The sequence below is a fragment of the Aeromonas sp. R2-4 genome, from assembly GCF_040908365.1.
GTDB lineage: Bacteria > Pseudomonadota > Gammaproteobacteria > Enterobacterales > Aeromonadaceae > Aeromonas > Aeromonas veronii.
Map to the genome: position 1 here is coordinate 143,006 of NZ_JBFODO010000013.1, position 15,393 is coordinate 158,398.

General features: G+C 53.9%; 16 protein-coding genes. 10 read left to right on the top strand and 6 right to left on the bottom strand.

Annotated elements, in window-relative coordinates; translation table 11 throughout:
• Nucleotides 1-7 precede the first annotated feature (7 nt).
• Together AB5Z05_RS06020 and umuC are read left to right on the top strand one after the other, a co-directional pair.
• Nucleotides 8-199, top strand: a complete 192-nt coding sequence (locus AB5Z05_RS06020; protein WP_368150524.1) for a hypothetical protein — start codon at nucleotides 8-10, stop codon at nucleotides 197-199.
• Nucleotides 180-1,439, top strand: coding sequence for a translesion error-prone DNA polymerase V subunit UmuC (umuC, locus tag AB5Z05_RS06025; protein ID WP_368150526.1), 1,260 nt, complete (start codon nucleotides 180-182; stop codon nucleotides 1,437-1,439). Before AB5Z05_RS06020 ends, umuC begins: the two co-directional genes overlap by 20 nt.
• A 31-nt stretch (nucleotides 1,440-1,470) precedes the next feature.
• Here the strand turns inward: umuC and AB5Z05_RS06030 are convergent, their stop codons facing one another.
• From AB5Z05_RS06030 to AB5Z05_RS06045, 4 genes are all read right to left on the bottom strand, one after another.
• Entirely contained in the window at nucleotides 1,471-1,794 is a 324-nt protein-coding gene (locus AB5Z05_RS06030) for a winged helix-turn-helix transcriptional regulator (protein ID WP_368150528.1), read from the bottom strand.
• A 48-nt stretch (nucleotides 1,795-1,842) separates the two neighbouring features.
• Nucleotides 1,843-2,055: a Fic family protein gene (locus AB5Z05_RS06035; RefSeq protein WP_368150530.1), complete on the bottom strand. Its 213-nt coding sequence runs from the start codon at nucleotides 2,053-2,055 to the stop codon at nucleotides 1,843-1,845.
• Between the two features lie 569 nt (nucleotides 2,056-2,624).
• A complete protein-coding gene (locus AB5Z05_RS06040; protein WP_368150532.1) occupies nucleotides 2,625-3,308 on the bottom strand; it encodes an inovirus Gp2 family protein in 684 nt (227 codons plus the stop codon).
• Between the two features lie 464 nt (nucleotides 3,309-3,772).
• On the bottom strand, nucleotides 3,773-3,949 hold the full coding sequence (locus tag AB5Z05_RS06045; protein WP_368150535.1) for a helix-turn-helix transcriptional regulator: 177 nt from the start codon (nucleotides 3,947-3,949) through the stop codon (nucleotides 3,773-3,775).
• A gap of 296 nt (nucleotides 3,950-4,245) precedes the next feature.
• On the opposite strand from AB5Z05_RS06045, the gene AB5Z05_RS06050 reads away from it, so the two are divergent.
• On the top strand, nucleotides 4,246-5,169 hold the full coding sequence (locus AB5Z05_RS06050) for a hypothetical protein (protein WP_368150538.1): 924 nt from the start codon (nucleotides 4,246-4,248) through the stop codon (nucleotides 5,167-5,169).
• 104 nt (nucleotides 5,170-5,273) lie between these two features.
• Here the strand turns inward: AB5Z05_RS06050 and AB5Z05_RS06055 are convergent, their stop codons facing one another.
• Nucleotides 5,274-6,599: a tyrosine-type recombinase/integrase gene (locus tag AB5Z05_RS06055; protein WP_368150540.1), complete on the bottom strand. Its 1,326-nt coding sequence runs from the start codon at nucleotides 6,597-6,599 to the stop codon at nucleotides 5,274-5,276.
• 385 nt (nucleotides 6,600-6,984) lie between these two features.
• Between AB5Z05_RS06055 and AB5Z05_RS06060 the strand changes: the two genes are divergently transcribed.
• The 4 genes from AB5Z05_RS06060 to AB5Z05_RS06075 all read left to right on the top strand — a co-directional run bounded on the left by AB5Z05_RS06060 (nucleotide 6,985) and on the right by AB5Z05_RS06075 (nucleotide 12,832).
• The gene (locus AB5Z05_RS06060; protein WP_368150542.1) at nucleotides 6,985-7,869 is read left to right on the top strand and encodes a DMT family transporter; all 885 of its coding nucleotides are present in this window, start codon (nucleotides 6,985-6,987) and stop codon (nucleotides 7,867-7,869) included.
• A gap of 105 nt (nucleotides 7,870-7,974) precedes the next feature.
• A complete protein-coding gene (locus AB5Z05_RS06065) occupies nucleotides 7,975-9,912 on the top strand; it encodes a methyl-accepting chemotaxis protein (RefSeq protein ID WP_368150545.1) in 1,938 nt (645 codons plus the stop codon).
• A gap of 502 nt (nucleotides 9,913-10,414) precedes the next feature.
• The gene (locus AB5Z05_RS06070) at nucleotides 10,415-11,863 is read left to right on the top strand and encodes an OprD family outer membrane porin (protein ID WP_005338723.1); all 1,449 of its coding nucleotides are present in this window, start codon (nucleotides 10,415-10,417) and stop codon (nucleotides 11,861-11,863) included.
• Between the two features lie 141 nt (nucleotides 11,864-12,004).
• Nucleotides 12,005-12,832 carry an SDR family oxidoreductase gene (locus tag AB5Z05_RS06075; RefSeq protein ID WP_368150547.1) on the top strand — a complete coding sequence of 276 codons (828 nt, stop codon included), beginning with the start codon at nucleotides 12,005-12,007 and terminating at the stop codon, nucleotides 12,830-12,832.
• 92 nt (nucleotides 12,833-12,924) lie between these two features.
• Here AB5Z05_RS06075 and AB5Z05_RS06080 read toward each other — a convergent pair whose 3' ends face one another.
• Nucleotides 12,925-13,257 (bottom strand): DUF1904 family protein, encoded by a 333-nt coding sequence (locus AB5Z05_RS06080; RefSeq protein ID WP_201989704.1) that lies wholly within the window; start codon nucleotides 13,255-13,257, stop codon nucleotides 12,925-12,927.
• An 88-nt stretch (nucleotides 13,258-13,345) separates the two neighbouring features.
• Here AB5Z05_RS06080 and AB5Z05_RS06085 point away from each other — a divergent pair, with 88 nt between their 5' ends.
• The 3 genes from AB5Z05_RS06085 (at nucleotide 13,346) to smrA (ending at nucleotide 15,318) form a co-directional block, all read left to right on the top strand.
• Nucleotides 13,346-14,248, top strand: a complete 903-nt coding sequence (locus AB5Z05_RS06085) for a TraB/GumN family protein (protein WP_368150549.1) — start codon at nucleotides 13,346-13,348, stop codon at nucleotides 14,246-14,248.
• Nucleotides 14,249-14,369: 121 nt separating this feature from the next.
• On the top strand, nucleotides 14,370-14,549 hold the full coding sequence (locus tag AB5Z05_RS06090) for a DUF3149 domain-containing protein (RefSeq protein WP_005338733.1): 180 nt from the start codon (nucleotides 14,370-14,372) through the stop codon (nucleotides 14,547-14,549).
• Nucleotides 14,550-14,736: 187 nt separating this feature from the next.
• Nucleotides 14,737-15,318 (top strand): DNA endonuclease SmrA, encoded by a 582-nt coding sequence (gene smrA / locus AB5Z05_RS06095; RefSeq protein WP_005338734.1) that lies wholly within the window; start codon nucleotides 14,737-14,739, stop codon nucleotides 15,316-15,318.
• The last annotated feature ends 75 nt before the right edge of the window (nucleotides 15,319-15,393 follow it).

A 15,393-nucleotide genomic window follows, 5' to 3' on the forward strand; every position in this document is an offset into this window, starting at 1 on the left:
TGGTGATGTGGTGATTGCACTACTCGATGGCAGCTTCACGGTCAAGACCTTACAACTCAAGCCGAGGCTGCGGCTGTTGCCAGCCAATCCGGCGTTCGCGCCTATCGACCCTTTCATGAGTCTCTCCCTGGAGCTGTTCGGGGTGTTCACCCATGTGATTGGCAATCTGAGGCAGCGTAATGGCCATAGCGCTTGTTGATGTAAACAACTTCTACGCCAGCTGTGAGCGGCTGTTTCGCCCTGAGCTGCGTGGCCGCCCGATCGTGGTACTCTCCAACAACGATGGATGCGTGGTGTCGCGCAGCCCCGAGGCAAAGGCGATGGGCATCAAGATGGCCGGGCCCTACTTCAAGATCCGCGAGCAGTTCGAGGCGAATGGCGGTGTGGCGTTCAGCTCCAACTACGCGCTCTATGGCGATATGTCTGGCCGGGTGATGAGCACGTTGGAGACCATGGCCCCCGAGCTGGAGGTGTACTCCATCGATGAAGCATTTCTGTCTCTGTCAGAGTCGTTTGCCGGGGACCTGACAGCCTATGGGCAACAGATCCGGCAGCGAGTGTGGCAGTGGACCGGCCTAACGGTAGGGGTTGGGATTGGCCCCACCAAGACCCTCGCCAAGCTGGCCAACTATGCAGCCAAGAAGTGGCCAGCCACTGGTGGCGTCGTGGACTTGCGTGACGAGCTGCGCCGCGCACGGCTGATGGCTATCACCCCGGTGGATGAGGTGTGGGGCATAGGGCGGCGCTTGGGGGCCAAGTTGGTGGCTCAAGGCATCAACACCGTGGCTGACCTGGTGGCTAGCGACGCCAAAGGGTTACGCGCTCAATACGGCGTGGTGGTCGAGCGGATCGTACAGGAGCTGCGTGGCCTGCCTTGCGCAGAGCTGACCGTTGAACCGGCGGCGAAGCAGCAGATCCTCTCGAGCCGTTCCTTTGGGGAGCGCGTGACTGACCGTGGAGAAATGGCCCAAGCGTTGTCAGGCTTTATGGCTCGCGCAGCCGAGAAGCTGCGGGCCGAGGGGATGTGTTGCCAGCGGGTGCACCTGTTCGTGCGAACCAGCCCCTTTGACGAACGAGCCCCTTACTACAGTGAGCAGGCTGGCGTCCGGCTGGTCTGCCCTAGCGATGATACCCGGTTGTTGCTGCAGCAAGTGAACGTGCTGCTACCGCAGATTTGGCGCGACGGTTACCGCTATCAGAAGGGAGGTGTCATGCTGAGTGAGTTCACCCCCAAGGGGCAGCAACAGGCCGATCTGTTTGCCCCGTCCTCCGCTCAATCGGACGCACTGATGGCAGTGATGGACCAGATCAAAGCCAAGGGATTGGGGCGCGTAGGCTTTGCCAGCCAAGGTGCGGGGTCGCCTGAGTGGATGATGCGACAAGAGCACCTGAGCCCCTGTTACACCACACGCTGGGAGGACCTGCCGGTGGCGAGGTAGTCCTGAGTCGGTTAGCTGCGGGGCTAGATGGTTACGCGTCAGGATCCAATACCTCCCAACGCCCACTCTTGCGCGGTCCAACAAAACGTAATCGTCCGTCTTTGACCAGCACGGCCACAGCTCTCTCCACTGTACTGGTCGACTTGCCAATCCGCTCTGCGACTTGCTTGAGCGTTATGGTCGGCTCAGCCGCCAGTTCCGCCAAGATGGCCTGCGGTGTTTTCAACCGTTTTTCTACCTCCGTTTCAACCTTCATTTCTACCCGCATTTTCTCCTGATGAGGTGATACTGCTGCTGGTTGAATCGCAATCGCCTGGGCCAGCGCATCGCGCAGCGCTTCCAGTAAAAAGAGCATAAACTCGGTACAATCACTGCGACGATCAGCCTGACTTAGCTGCTGATATTAGTGAGCTTGCCGTGCCTTAATGACCGTCTCCACTGGTAAGAAGGCCATCACAGGCTGCCAGCGACTCAAGATCACCGTCTGCCATAAACGTCCCATCCGACCATTTCCATCCGCAAAGGGGTGAATAAACTCCAACTCATAATGCAAGGCACAGGAAGCGATCAGCGGATGAGCCTCGGTCTCAGCCAGCCAAGTCAATAGATGTCCCATCAGACGAGGGACCTGGTTCGCAGGGGGGAGCCATACGAACCAACACCTCACCTCGATAGATACCTACGCCACCGCTACGCCAGTGACCCGCATCATCGCAGAGTCCACGCATCAGGAGTCCGTGAGCACCGAGTAGATCATCAGCGGAAGCCGGATCCCAATCAGGCATTGCTTCATAGGCCGCAAACGCATTACGGACCTCTTGGATTTCCCGTGGAAGCCCAAGCACCGTCTTCCCCTCAATCACTGCCGTCACCTGCTCAACACTCAGAGTATTTTCTCTATAGCCAAGGAGGCTTGGATGGTGTGAATCCGGTTCTCTCGACGCAGCATAGGAACCTGGGAGCTCTGAGCAAACCGCCACTGCCCCACCAACTCAGCGATCTCCGCCACTCGACTCAACATGGCATGGGTCATGGGTGAAGGAAGGGGAATAGGCTGCCATGGGTTACCCCAACTGATGCGATAATAAATGAGGAATTAGCTTAACCGATCCGGGAGTAGAAACTCCCAAATTGAATTTGAATGGCCAAGCATCCCCGCTAGAGCCCATGAATTAAGTGTAAACATTACCTTATCAGTTGACTACGCCCAAAATTACGGCTGTTTCGTACTTTCGTACGTAATTTAAATAAATACGCAGTCCTCTCCAAGAAGTTATAAAATTTCTCATTGTGTAGATCAGCATCTCGGCGATCAAATCGATACTCTGCGTCATCAGGGAAATGTACCAAAGACGCATAATCAGGGTATGCGAGCCTCAATGCACTACACCAAGCTTTACGGATGCGTGTAGCCATGTTATCCGCATCGAAATTAGAGTAATCACCAAGATGACCGTAGTCATCTCGGTTAAACAGTAGCACCACGTGATAATGAGGGTGCTGGCTTGTTACTTGCTCCTTTACCCAGATATAACCCAAAAAGAATGGTTTGCCAGTCTGACCCTTACGGTGACGTAACGCCTGTATCTGGCTTTTTAGTGAAGCAAAAAAGCGCGTAATAACCTCTTCCTCTTCTACCTCCGGTGGAAAGCCTGTCGGCATGTCCGGATCATCCATAACTGGTATATGAGGGAAACGCAGATCAACGCGTACAGCAAATACTCGTGGATGTTTATTCAAAAAGTTGGTGATTACCTCCACGGATGTTTTCAACTGCTCAAAAGATATTTCACCATATTTGGCCTCAACCACAACTCGCAAATTTTTTAACTCGTTGGGCATTAAGTAATACCCGGCTTCAAATTTCATATACGGTCCGATTGTTCGAATGGAATATCCATGCCTTGGGGTTAGATACTCAAGTAACTGCACTAATCGTCATTAATGAGGATTGCTACGTAAAACTTTACAGCCAACTGATACCTTGCTCTCTTATCAAACAACTAGGTTGATATACCAACCTGCATTTAGCACTCTGTGCTTTGCATATGCTGCGCTATGCCGATGTATACGGCTAATGGCTTGTATCTGAGGTACAAGCCTGATGCATATCTGATTGGTATACCCTGTGATACACTCTGATGGTGTATCACTCTCTCCTTCGATATATATCCTACCCCCTCTACCTTGGTATACACCTTAGTGTATATATTACTATTACCGAACTTAGCGACCTCCTAAATCACCGGGGAACACGTGATTATTTTAAATAAAACCCCAACAGCACCGGATGTTAAGGCAAGAAAGTTACTCTGAACTTAGCTTGCCCTCTCCTACCTAGCGGATGCCTTCGAATCAATCCATTTTATTACTTCACTCTGCATCCAAGCGACCGCTCTAGGCCCTAAACGAACGACACCAGGGAACTCCCCTTTGCTCATCAAACGATAAATTGTCGCTTTGGATAGCGTCGTCATTTCCGTGACATCTTTGAGTTTGATCAGTTTCATTTTTTGGATCCGGCTATTTGTCCATAGCTGAACCAACGATGTTAATAATTACGTTTATCGCTTCTCACATCGCCCCCTAATGCGATTATCTATGCAGAAGAAACAATCATTAGCTCACCCAAAGTGCTTCAACGCCACTGAGTAGGTTATATTACAGAGCATTAGGCATGCATTTACATGTACAAACGCCAACACCAGCAACAACAAAAGCTTGAAAAACACCACAAAAAAAACACACACTAAATGCAACCATAAATCAACACAAAACACTACAATGTAGATTAAGGAAAATCATTGTGTCAATTCATGACAATAGCGTAAAGGTGCAATTTAACAAGAAATTAGACAATCCTTTTTTTGTAGATTATCTTTGGCATTGCACATGTAAAATTAATGGTGGTTCAGCAACAGACATACCACCTATTTCTTTGTTGATAAAACATCTAGAAAATTCATGCGCCACGCCTAACGCTCACGCATTTATGCGCAAATATAATCCTAGAGATGAAAGACAATTTGGACTTGAAAGGTGGATAGACACTTTGGCAGGCGAGTTTGATGCAAAATGCCTTACAGATAAAAGCTTCGACTGGCTAGATAATAAAAATACGAGACTACATCACTTCATATGGAGGCTAATGAGTCATCTACATGTACAAATAGATGGCAGTGACCAATTTCTAGCTAAAACTATAAACATAAACCTTTACTCATCATTAGTTAATGACAATATAAAAACACATACCAACACGAATAAAAAATTGAAAAGCAATATAAGCACCCTTGATATAGTTTCAACTATAAACAGACTACCTTGCAATAAGACTAAAAAAGAAGAACTAGTCCTTTATATATCTGATTTTTCTGAGTCAATAATGAATAACACTGAGATTACAACATGGATTAATAAACAAAAAACGGAGAAGGTTGCATGGCTACACAAATATCTTGAGTATAAAAACATAGATTATGTGTCATTGGTTTTAAATGGTTCATCAGCTCAAAAAGATGATCTTATTTCCTTTTTTGATGTATTAATCATCACTAATATTGATAGATATAAATTTTTAGTTTCCAACGTCAAGAAAGCATGGAGCCAAAAAGTATATCGTGATAAAAATATAGAAAAGAAACAATACAGCATTAACATGAGTAAAGATATAGGTGATATGATTGAAAAACTAAGCCAAATAGAAAACAAAATAAAAATACCATCATAGAAGAGTTGATTAGAGAGGCATACGCAAAACGGTGTGCAATATAAATAAATTGGACTGAATTATTTAATAACTCAGTCCATTACTAACAAGAATTATAGTCACATTTACTTTCTATTAAAACTCACCTTCACAACGTTATTATATGCTGTTTCAGTAACAGGATCTTGCATCACCTCATCGGCAACCAGGCGGCCCCAATTAATCCAGACAAGTCGGGTTTTCTCGGTATGACGTGAACGGTGATAAGTTCTAATAAGTTTGTTAATGGGGGTGTGATTCAAGCAAAGCTCAATAACTCTTTCCTCAAAATCTAGCCTTTCTGCCCAGTTAGTAGCCGCACTACGCCGCAAATCATGGACAGTAAATGGGTCAATATCAGGTAAACATCGTGCGATGAATCGCCTTAGAGCCCGAGTAATGGAATCAACTAAAATTGGCTCGATTTCATCTGTTTTTGGACGATCAGATTCGAATAAGAAATCACCATTGGCATACTGCGCCTGCTCTTCAATGACCGATTTCGCCTGAGGGGAAATAAAGACAGTATGAGCTCTACCATTTTTTGTTTCAGGAATAGTCCATATATCATCTTTTATCTGTGAAAAACGCATATTAGCGACTTCGCCTCTACGACATCCGGTCAGTATCAATAACTTAATCGCATTCGCAGCAGGTATAGAAATCGTTGCATGGCGAGAAACACCACGCCCTCCGACCGCCAAGCTACCACCACTCCCAAGATCCTCATCTATCGCCTTCCATAACCTGCGCAATTCGGGAACGGTCAACCATCGCTCTCTTGGCGAGCCAGCACTGGCACCAAAATCTTTTGGCCGCAACAGTCTCGCAGGGTTGGCCTCAAGCAGACAGTGAACCACTGCATAATCCAACATTTGGTTCAGCGTTCCCAACCCTTTACGGGTTTCGTCTTTTGTTGCACGCCTGGTTATCTCTAACGCTTGTGCCAAGTGGGCACGAGTCAGATCGATTAAGCGAATGTTACCTAGGGTCTTCTTGAGATGACGATTCCAACGATCCTGATGGCATTGGAGGGTTTTGGGTTTGACGACCTGAGCAACACGCTGTGCATCGAGCCATCGTCCAAGCAGCTCATCCATCGTCAGGGCCGTTTCATTTTTAGCCTTTTCTTGCGCCGCAAACTTGGCGGGATCAATGCCCCGCTTCACAAGCAGCACCGCTTTCCCATGCTCCTCTCTGGCTTTAGCCAGAGTCAGGGCAGGATAACTCCCCAGCAACAATTCGCCTTCACTACCACCAATCTTGAAGCGATATACAAAACGCTTGAGGCCACTTTCACGGATTTCTATTTTGAGCCCACCACCATGCCTCGATTGAATCGCATAGCGTTTCACTTTAACCCCTTCAACTGGCTTGAGTGACGAGATCTCCAAGTCTTTACTTATCGCCATCCGTACCCCTCCCCGTACCCCTCCAGCGCAGTGCATTGGAGTGAGACTTTATGAAACCACTTGGTACAGACATATTATGTAAACAACTGTTTTTAATCAAAAAACATTTAGTATAAAACCAACTGATTCTATATGAAACTAATGAATTCTGGACTCCTAAGGGACAGGCCACTGGTTCGACTCCAGTCGGGAGCGCCATATAAAACAAGGGGTTGGCATCATCACGATGCCAACCCCTTGGTCGTTTTTGGCGACAATGAATCCGACCATCCAACCGTAATGACCCTCTCCTTTCTGCGTTCAGAGCATGCGCTCTCTGATAGACTGCTTCTCTTCGGCTTGTCTTTGAGGCCAAGCCCTGTTTCATCTTGCAAAGGAGTGTTGGATGTCCGGATGTTCTTGGTGGGATAGATCCACCGGTTTTGCACTGCTGACCATTGTGCTGTGGGCTTCACTGGCGGCGCTGACGTCACGGGTCACCAGCGTGTCACCACTGGTGCTGGTAGGACTGGTGCTGTTTTTCTGCGGGGTCGGGGCCTTGCCGTTTTGGCACCAATGGCGCGCTCGTCCTATTACCTGGCTGGTGACGGTTACGGCATTGCTGCTCTACCATCTGCTGCTCTTTATGAGCTTTCGCCATGCCCCGGTGCTGGAGGCCAACCTCATCAACTACCTCTGGCCGCTCTGCATCATTCTGTTCACCCCGCTGTTGTTGCCCGGCCATCCACTCCATGCCCATCACCTGCTGGCTGGCGCCTTTGGTCTGGCGGGCTCCATGCTGGTGATGGTCAATGGCGAGCTGCAACTGCAACAGACCTATCTGCCGGGATACCTGTTGGCGCTCGGTGCAGCTGTCGTCTGGGGGGCCTATTCGGTGCTATCACGCCGTCTGCCGCCAGCCCCCGCCGTGGTCACTGCGGCAGCCTGCCTGCCCGCAGGTTTGCTGGCGCTGCTGCTTGCCCGTCTGCTGGAGGGGCCCCTGCCGCTCGCGCAGATCCCCACCAGTGACTGGTGGCTGATCATCGGGCTGGCGCTGGGGCCCATGGGGGCGGCCTTTGTGACCTGGTATCTGGCACTGCGAGACGGCGATCCACGCCGGATCGGTGCCCTTGCCTACCTGACCCCTCTGCTGAGTACTTTGCTGTTAGTGACATTGAACGGAGAGGAACTGACCTCTCGCCATCTGCTGGCCGGGGCACTTATTATGGGAGGCGCCCTGCTCGGTATGCTGGGCCAACACAACAGCGCTCAAGCATCCCCAGCCAGTTAAGTCGGTAAAATAGGGCCACCTGACCATGCTGTCATAAAAACGCCATCATCCCTGTTTAGGCTCGGGCCACGCTCCCCCATGGTCTGTGCTGACAGGAATTACCCCGTGAAAATCGCCCATTACGCCACCCTATCCTCCCTTGTTTTGCTACTGGTTGCGGGAGGACAGGCGCTGGCCCTCTACCACGGCTGGCAACAGCTTGCACATACCAATCAGGCACAGCATCAGCACGAGACGCTGCAACAACTGGTGACAGTGACCCTGCAAAACAGTCTGCGTGACTACCTCAACAGCGGCGATCCGCAACAACTAACAGCTGCGGAGAAGATCCGCCAGCAAGCACTCTCCTCACTGGCCGCTCAGGATGATGCCGTGGCGGCCCCGCTCAGACAGCAACTCGAACAGATGGCGCAGCGCATCGCGCACGACTATCAGGCCGCAGGCAAGCTCTCGGGCAACAGCCAGCTGCTGCTGCAAAATGCGGAGAGTGAGCTGGGCAGCCAGGCCATGGCGCTGATCCGCTATGGGGAGCAAGGTGCCAGCACGGAACAATCTGCCGCAGCACAGCAATATCGCAGCAGCGCAGCCGAGATCCTGGCGGGCCTGCCGCGCCTCGCCCATTTGCGCCAAAGCTATATGGAGCAGGGCAATGAAAAGCTGCTCGAAGGGATCCGCTTCGAGCTGGAGGCACTGCAAAAACAGGCGCAAGCGCTGCAAGCCTTGCCGCTGCTCGGCCTGTATGAAGAGGCGCCCGCCGATGAGTTCACGCTGAGGGAGCCGGTGCGCAAGGAGCTGGGAGAGCAACCGCGCAGCGAATTACGCTCGCTGCTGGGCCGCTATCCGCAGGAGCTGGCCAACAGCCGCACGGCGCTACAACAGCAACAGGCTGGCCGCCAGACCGTGCAGCAAGACATCATGGCGATGTTGCAAGCGACCAGACAGATGGGGGAACAACTTGCCCGCGAACGGCAAGCCGTCAATCAGGAGCTGGCCACCATCCTCGGCACGCTAGCGCTCTGTCTGGTGATAGTCGCCCTGCTGTTTGCGCTGGTGCAACGACGTTGGCTGCTCACCCCCTTGTTGCGACTGCGCGGAGCTTTTATGCAACTCGATCAGACGGGGCAGGCCGAGCCGTTGCCTACCGGGCGCGATCGCAACGAGCTGGCCGATATCGTTGCCAGCTACAACCGGCTGATCGGTCGTCTGCAACTGGACCAACAACAAAAAGAGGGGCAGCTGTCAGCGGTATCCCTCAGTCTGCAAGGAATGGTTAGTCAGGTTGACGAGATCCACCACAGCACCCGCACCACCGAACAGGTGGTCGACGAGAGCGGTCAGATGATGGATGAGCTGAACCAGCTGGCCGGAGAGGTCCATCAGGTCGCCGCCGACATCGCCCAGCATGCCCACCATAACGAACAGGCGATGAGCCAGAGTGAAGATCTGGTGGGGAGCATGCTACACGCTACTCATCAGACCGGACTGGCGATTGACGAGAGCGATGAGGCGCTGCAAGCCCTCACCCGCTCGGTTGCCGATGTGACGGCCATTGTCGATGTGATCGGTCATATCGCTCAGCAGACCAACTTGCTGGCCCTCAACGCCGCCATCGAAGCGGCCCGCGCAGGGGAACAGGGACGCGGCTTTGCGGTGGTCGCCGATGAAGTACGCCACCTCTCGGCCAATACCCAGCAATCCCTCAACCAGATCACCGATATTCTGGGGCGCCTGACCCAATCCGGCGAACAACTTGGCACTGTACTGAACCGGATCACCAGCGAATCAAGCCGCCAGCGGGCGCAGGCGGAACAACTGCGCCAGACTACCCAGGCAGTGAGGGAGATCGCCCGCAACACCGCAGTGATCGCCCTGCAGGGCGCCGACAACGCCAAAAGTCAGGAGCACAAACTGGCCAGTTTTGCCGATCTGATCACCCGTATCCATCAGCATGCCCGTCAGGTGAGTCAGCTCTCGGTGCAGGTCTCCTCCCATATCCACCATCAGGCGCAGCAGATCCCCCGCATCCTCGGCCAGCAAGGCTGAACCCTATTCGCCCCGCCTCCCCACCAGATCACTTTCCCTCAACCAGAGGGAAAGTTTTTTTGTGGCACAAAATTATCTGTTATCGGCAGGTTAACCGACACCTCTTCCGCCGTACCGGATGAAAACCCGCACTGGCGCTGGCTGCGGCCTCAAGAAAACGCTCTCATCACCGTAATACCTGCCATGAGGCTGTTTACGACCTTGCCCATGATTATTTGCACTCGGTCATACTTTTGAAACGTTGAGGGAACTTTTCATTGATATTTCGCACCGCGAACGTACTCTTGGGGTTGTCCGATAGCCAAGAATCGGAACATAAAAAAACAACATGTGATGATCAGGACTGCCAACTACAGATGTGCCAAGACATCCGGGTTTGCAGGTAGCCAAGACAAGATTTTTTGCCCTTCGGGGTTTTGATTGCAATGCCAATACCGAGCGGTAGGCCCGATGCCAACTGCCGGAAAAAAAAGCTAAGTCCATAAAATCAGGAGCAATAAAAATGGAAAAAGTGATCTTCAAGCGCGCCGCTTTGAGTGCCGCTGTGGTAGCCGCTCTGGTCGCCCCCGGTATGGCGTTGGCAGCTCAGGATATGATGAGCCCGGAATACGGCCAGTCCTATGAAACCTTCGTTAAAGACTCCAAACTGACCGGCGGTCTGTTCTACTTCCAGCGTGATCGTCAGCGCATCGATGGTGACCCGACTGCAGCCAAGAAAGAAGGCAAATACCAGTCCAACCTGAGCCATTCCACCGTTCAAGCCGCTCTTAACTTCAACTCCGGTTATGCCTGGGACACCGTAGGTCTGGATCTGGGCGGCTTCGGTGCCTATGACCTGGCCGTTACCGAAAATCACCCGGTCAACCAGGAGAACGAATTCTCCTTCGCTGGCCGTTCTTGGGGCAACAACGCCAAAGATGGCTCCCCTGAAGGTGGTTTCAGCCTCTCCAACGCAGCGATGAAGCTGAAATTCCTGGACGGCGGCATCACTGCCAAGGGTGGTTATACCCAGCTGTATGTCCCTGGCCAAATCGGTGTTAACTGGTCTTATCAGCCGGGTACCTATCGTGGTGGTCAAGTTGAAGGTAACTTCGGTGGCCTCTACCTGACCTACGCCATCGCTGACGAATACAAGGCCCCCTGGTACAAAGAGACTCAGGTCTTCTCCCGTGCCAAAGCGTGGATGGATCCGTTCGCTGATGAAAACGTCATCGACTACATCCACGGTATAGCAGCCCGTTACACCTTCGAAAATGGCACTGCAGTGACCGGTTCTTTCGGTCAGTCCGAAGGCTACATGGATAGCTACCACTTCAAACTGGCTCACAAGTTTGACGTACTGGGCGGCCTCTCCACCAGCTACCAGTTCTACGGTTCCGAGACCGAGACCTACACCAAGGGCGCTTCCCAGATCGAAACTTATGACGGTCTGGCATGGCAACAAGCTCTGACAGCTGCCTGGGGCATGGGCCCTTACGGCTTCCGTCTGGAAGGTCTGTGGACCAAGGCTGAAGGTGCGGAAGGCAACTACCTGCCTCGCCTGACCCGTGGCTACGCCAACTCCCAGGGCGCCAACGAAATTTGGTGGGATTCCCGCTCCGACTGGAACGCCAACAACGAAAAAGCGCTGTTCTTCGGTGTAACCCGCTCTCTGGATGATCTGGTTGGTGCGCCTGGCTGGTCCGTCGGTGTATCCGGTGCTTACGGTTGGGATATCGAAACCGGTCAAGGCAAGAAAGCAGCCAACGGTGAAGATACCGAATGGGCAGCCAACTTCGATGTCACCTATACCGTGCAGGATGGCAAGCTGAAAGGCACCCTGTTCAAACTGCACTACACCGACTACAACAACGACATCAGCCAGGGCGGCGGTTGGACCGATTACCCCAACATCTTCGCCTCCGAGCACGACGTCAAGTTCCACATCATCATGCCGCTTACCTTCATGTAATCAGGCAAGACGATGTCAGCAAACCGGGCCACTTGGCCCGGTTTTCTTTTTGCCGGTTGGCAGGCTAACATGCGAACCGGATAAGGGGTTTATCCGCTCACCAGCCAGCACGCTTTTGTCAGCAGTCACAAGGACGCCATCATGCCCCGTTTTGTTTTGATCACCGGTTGTTCCAGCGGTATTGGCCTCGCTGCCGCACAGGCGCTCGGGCAGCACGGTTTTACCGTGATCGCTTCGGCGCGCAAGGCGGAAGATGTGGCCCGTCTGCAGCAACAGGGATTGCTGGCAGTACAACTGGATCTGGCGGACCCTGCTTCCATCGAGCTGGGAGCCAGTGCGGCGCTCCATCTGGCAGGCGGGCGCCTCTATGGCCTGTTCAACAACGGAGCTTATGGCCAACCTGGGGCGCTGGAAGATCTGCCCACCGAGGCGCTCAGGGAACAATTCAATACCAACCTGTTTGGCTGGCACCATCTTATCCGTCAGGTGCTGCCGCCGATGCTGGAGGCCAAAGAGGGACGGATAGTGCAGAACAGCTCGGTACTGGGGCTGGTTGCCATGAAGTATCGCGGCGCCTATAACGCCAGCAAATTTGCACTGGAAGGTTATAGCGATACCCTGCGCCTCGAACTGGCGGGTAGTGGGGTACATATCAGCCTGATTGAACCGGGCCCCATCGATACCAGTTTTCGTGCCAATGCCCGCAGCGCCTTCTTGCGCCACATCGATCCGGCCCAGAGCCGTCATCAGTCGGCCTATCGCCAGACCCTGACACGGCTGGAAAAAGAGGGGGTCACCAGCGGCTTTACCCTCCCGAGCGAAGCCTGCATCCCGCCGCTGCTCCATGCGCTGACCCACGCCCATCCCAAAGCGCGCTATCCGGTGACCACTCCGACCCGGCTGTTTGCCGTCCTGCGACGGGTATTGCCCACTCGCTGGCTCGATAAACTGCTGGCCAAATCAGCCTGATCCCGTGATTGGCGACCAAGTACCCGGTCGCCCAAGTGGCGCTAGCCGGGTAGCGGCGTCACCCGTCCCGCCAATCTGGTTTGTCCCCCTCTTCAATAGTGCTCGCCATTGCTGTAGTAGGCGCTCTTGACCAAGGGAATCACCTGCACCACCACATAGATCTGCTCCCCCAGCACCCGTTTCAAATGGCGCGTGATAAGGCGCGCGGCCGCGTCCTGCATCTCTTGTGGCCGCTCGAACCAGTGCAGCTCAACAAACGGAAAACCCGCCTCAGGCTCGCCGTTGCGTATCCAGCAGCTATCAATCCGCTCCATGGTGACAAACTCCGGCTTGCCGCCGGTCAGCTCGCAAAGCTCGGCCAACAGCGGGCCGCTCACCTGTTGCAGGGTCTCGAGCGTCACGGCGCGAAAACGAAGATGGGGCATGGCAAACCTCTTGGTTATCTGAAATGAGGACTTATCATAGGAGTTATTGTCAGCAAGAGAAGTCACCCGGCGCATATTAAGGATCCCCATGAGATTTCATCGCACCCTCTTTGCCTTCCTGCTCTGCCTGCTGCTACCGCTGCACGCCTTTGCCGATCCCGCATTTTATCGGGTGAGCAAGGGCAACCAGCAACACTGGCTGCTGGGCTCCATCCATGCGGGCAAGCCTGCCCTCTATCCGCTGCCCGAGCCGGTGGAGCGCGCCTGGCTGCAGAGCCGCGCACTGGTGATGGAGGTGGACATGAACAGCATCACGCCGGATCAGTGGCAACAGACCGGCTCCCTCACCCGGCTGGTGGATGGCAAACCGCTCAAGGATCATCTGCCTGCCGAGCTCTATCAACGCACCCTGATGGCGGGCGCCCGCTATGGCATCGACGAGGCGACCCTCGCCACCCTGCGCCCATGGTTTGCCGCCATTACCCTGACCCAGGCCGCCATGGCCCGCTCCGACTTCAAGAGTGAACTCGGGATAGACCAGCACTTTGCCGTCCGGGCCGCCAAAGAGGGCAAACCGGTAGTGGGTTTTGAAACCCTGCTGGAGCAGCTCGGTTATCTGGCCAGCGTGGGTGACAACCAGACCCTGATGCTCGCCAGCACCCTGGATGAGCTACCGATGCTGGAGAGTGGTTTCGCCGCCGTGATGAAGGCGTGGCAGCAGGGGGATGAGGCGACGCTGATCAATCTGCTCAAGGAGGAGATGGCCCCGCCCGCGCTACAGAGCTGGATGGAGCAGACCCTACTGGCCGAGCGCAACCATAACTGGCTGAAAAAATGGTCCACCCTGCCCAACGAGAGCTTTATCGTGGTAGGCGCCCTGCACCTTTACGGCGAACAGGGGTTGCTGGCGTTGCTGGAGCAGCAAGGGTGGCGCATTACCCCGCTCACCACACCGGGCCCTGTGCAGGCTCGGCAGCAAGGAGTCCAGTGAGAACGATCACAGATCGTTCTGGTTATTAAACAACCTGCAAGGGAGTTGATCGGGATCATCCCGGACGGGGCAAAGAGGTATTTATCATGCCTGTCATCAACTGGGTGACAGGAGCAATAAAATGGACTTTTGGCTGGACCTGATGTTTGGCAACAGCGTGGGATTGATGTCGATGCTGGTGATTATCGGCACCTTCTTGCTCATCAGCTCTTACGCGGCCTACTTCATCTACAAGGTGATGCACTCGCAACCGCCTCATTCACAGCAACCCCATTCTCAACAGCCCAAAGAGGGAAAATAATCCTCTGACCACAGGCGGCAGCTCACACTGACCGCCTGTGCTGTTTTATGGTTCGCGACTGTGATTCCCGGGCCTGGCTGCACCAGTGTCCATGCTGGGTGCCCCTTATCCCCTCCCCCTTTCCCCGTTTTCTGTGCCGGTTACGACCGTTATAATGGCCCCCACTTTTTCTTATGGGGAGCCTGCCGTGTCTCATAACGACGAACTCTCGCTATTCATGAATGAAGTGGCCGACGTACGGCCCATTCGCAGCGACAACATCCATCCCCATGCGGCCAAATCCGCCCCGACCGAGGCGCAGCTCGCTCGCCGTCAGGCTGCCACCGCCGAACAACTCGCCCTCGACCACCTCACCATGGAGGCCATCGAGATGCGCGATCCGCACGAAATCGTCGGCTTCAAGCGTGATGGGGTGCAGGAGGGGGTCTACAAGAAGCTGCGGCTCGGCAAATACGAGCTGCAGGCCAGCCTGGACTTGCACCAGAAAACCCTCAACGAAGCGCGCCAGACGCTGGTGCAGTTCATTGCGGATTGTGAAGTCCGGGATATCCGCTGCCTGCTTATCCTGCACGGCAAGGGGGAGCGCAGCACCCCGCGTGCCCTGCTGAAAAGCTATGTGAGCGCCTGGTTGCCGCAACTGCCCGCCGTCATGGCGATCCACAGCGCCGAGCGTCGCCACGGCGGCAGCGGTGCTCTATACGTGCTGCTGCGCAAAAGCGAACGCAAAAAAGCGGAAAACCGCGAACGGCACCAGAAGCGGCTCGGCTAATCCGCGTCTCGCCACCACACCTTTGGCTCGCCTGCATGATGGTGGTCAACTATAGAGCGGCGGTGTTAGCATCGA

Bases quoted from the DNA above. Each gene is read 5' to 3' on its own strand.
- umuC (WP_368150526.1), top strand. From the start codon at position 180: ATGGCCATAGCGCTTGTTGATGTAAACAACTTCTACGCCAGCTGTGAG.
- AB5Z05_RS06030 (WP_368150528.1), bottom strand. From the start codon at position 1,794: ATGCTCTTTTTACTGGAAGCGCTGCGCGATGCGCTGGCCCAGGCGATT.
- AB5Z05_RS06035 (WP_368150530.1), bottom strand. From the start codon at position 2,055: ATGGGACATCTATTGACTTGGCTGGCTGAGACCGAGGCTCATCCGCTG.
- AB5Z05_RS06040 (WP_368150532.1), bottom strand. From the start codon at position 3,308: ATGAAATTTGAAGCCGGGTATTACTTAATGCCCAACGAGTTAAAAAAT.
- AB5Z05_RS06045 (WP_368150535.1), bottom strand. From the start codon at position 3,949: ATGAAACTGATCAAACTCAAAGATGTCACGGAAATGACGACGCTATCC.
- AB5Z05_RS06055 (WP_368150540.1), bottom strand. From the start codon at position 6,599: ATGGCGATAAGTAAAGACTTGGAGATCTCGTCACTCAAGCCAGTTGAA.
- AB5Z05_RS06060 (WP_368150542.1), top strand. From the start codon at position 6,985: ATGTCCGGATGTTCTTGGTGGGATAGATCCACCGGTTTTGCACTGCTG.
- AB5Z05_RS06070 (WP_005338723.1), top strand. From the start codon at position 10,415: ATGGAAAAAGTGATCTTCAAGCGCGCCGCTTTGAGTGCCGCTGTGGTA.
- AB5Z05_RS06075 (WP_368150547.1), top strand. From the start codon at position 12,005: ATGCCCCGTTTTGTTTTGATCACCGGTTGTTCCAGCGGTATTGGCCTC.
- AB5Z05_RS06080 (WP_201989704.1), bottom strand. From the start codon at position 13,257: ATGCCCCATCTTCGTTTTCGCGCCGTGACGCTCGAGACCCTGCAACAG.
- AB5Z05_RS06085 (WP_368150549.1), top strand. From the start codon at position 13,346: ATGAGATTTCATCGCACCCTCTTTGCCTTCCTGCTCTGCCTGCTGCTA.
- AB5Z05_RS06090 (WP_005338733.1), top strand. From the start codon at position 14,370: ATGGACTTTTGGCTGGACCTGATGTTTGGCAACAGCGTGGGATTGATG.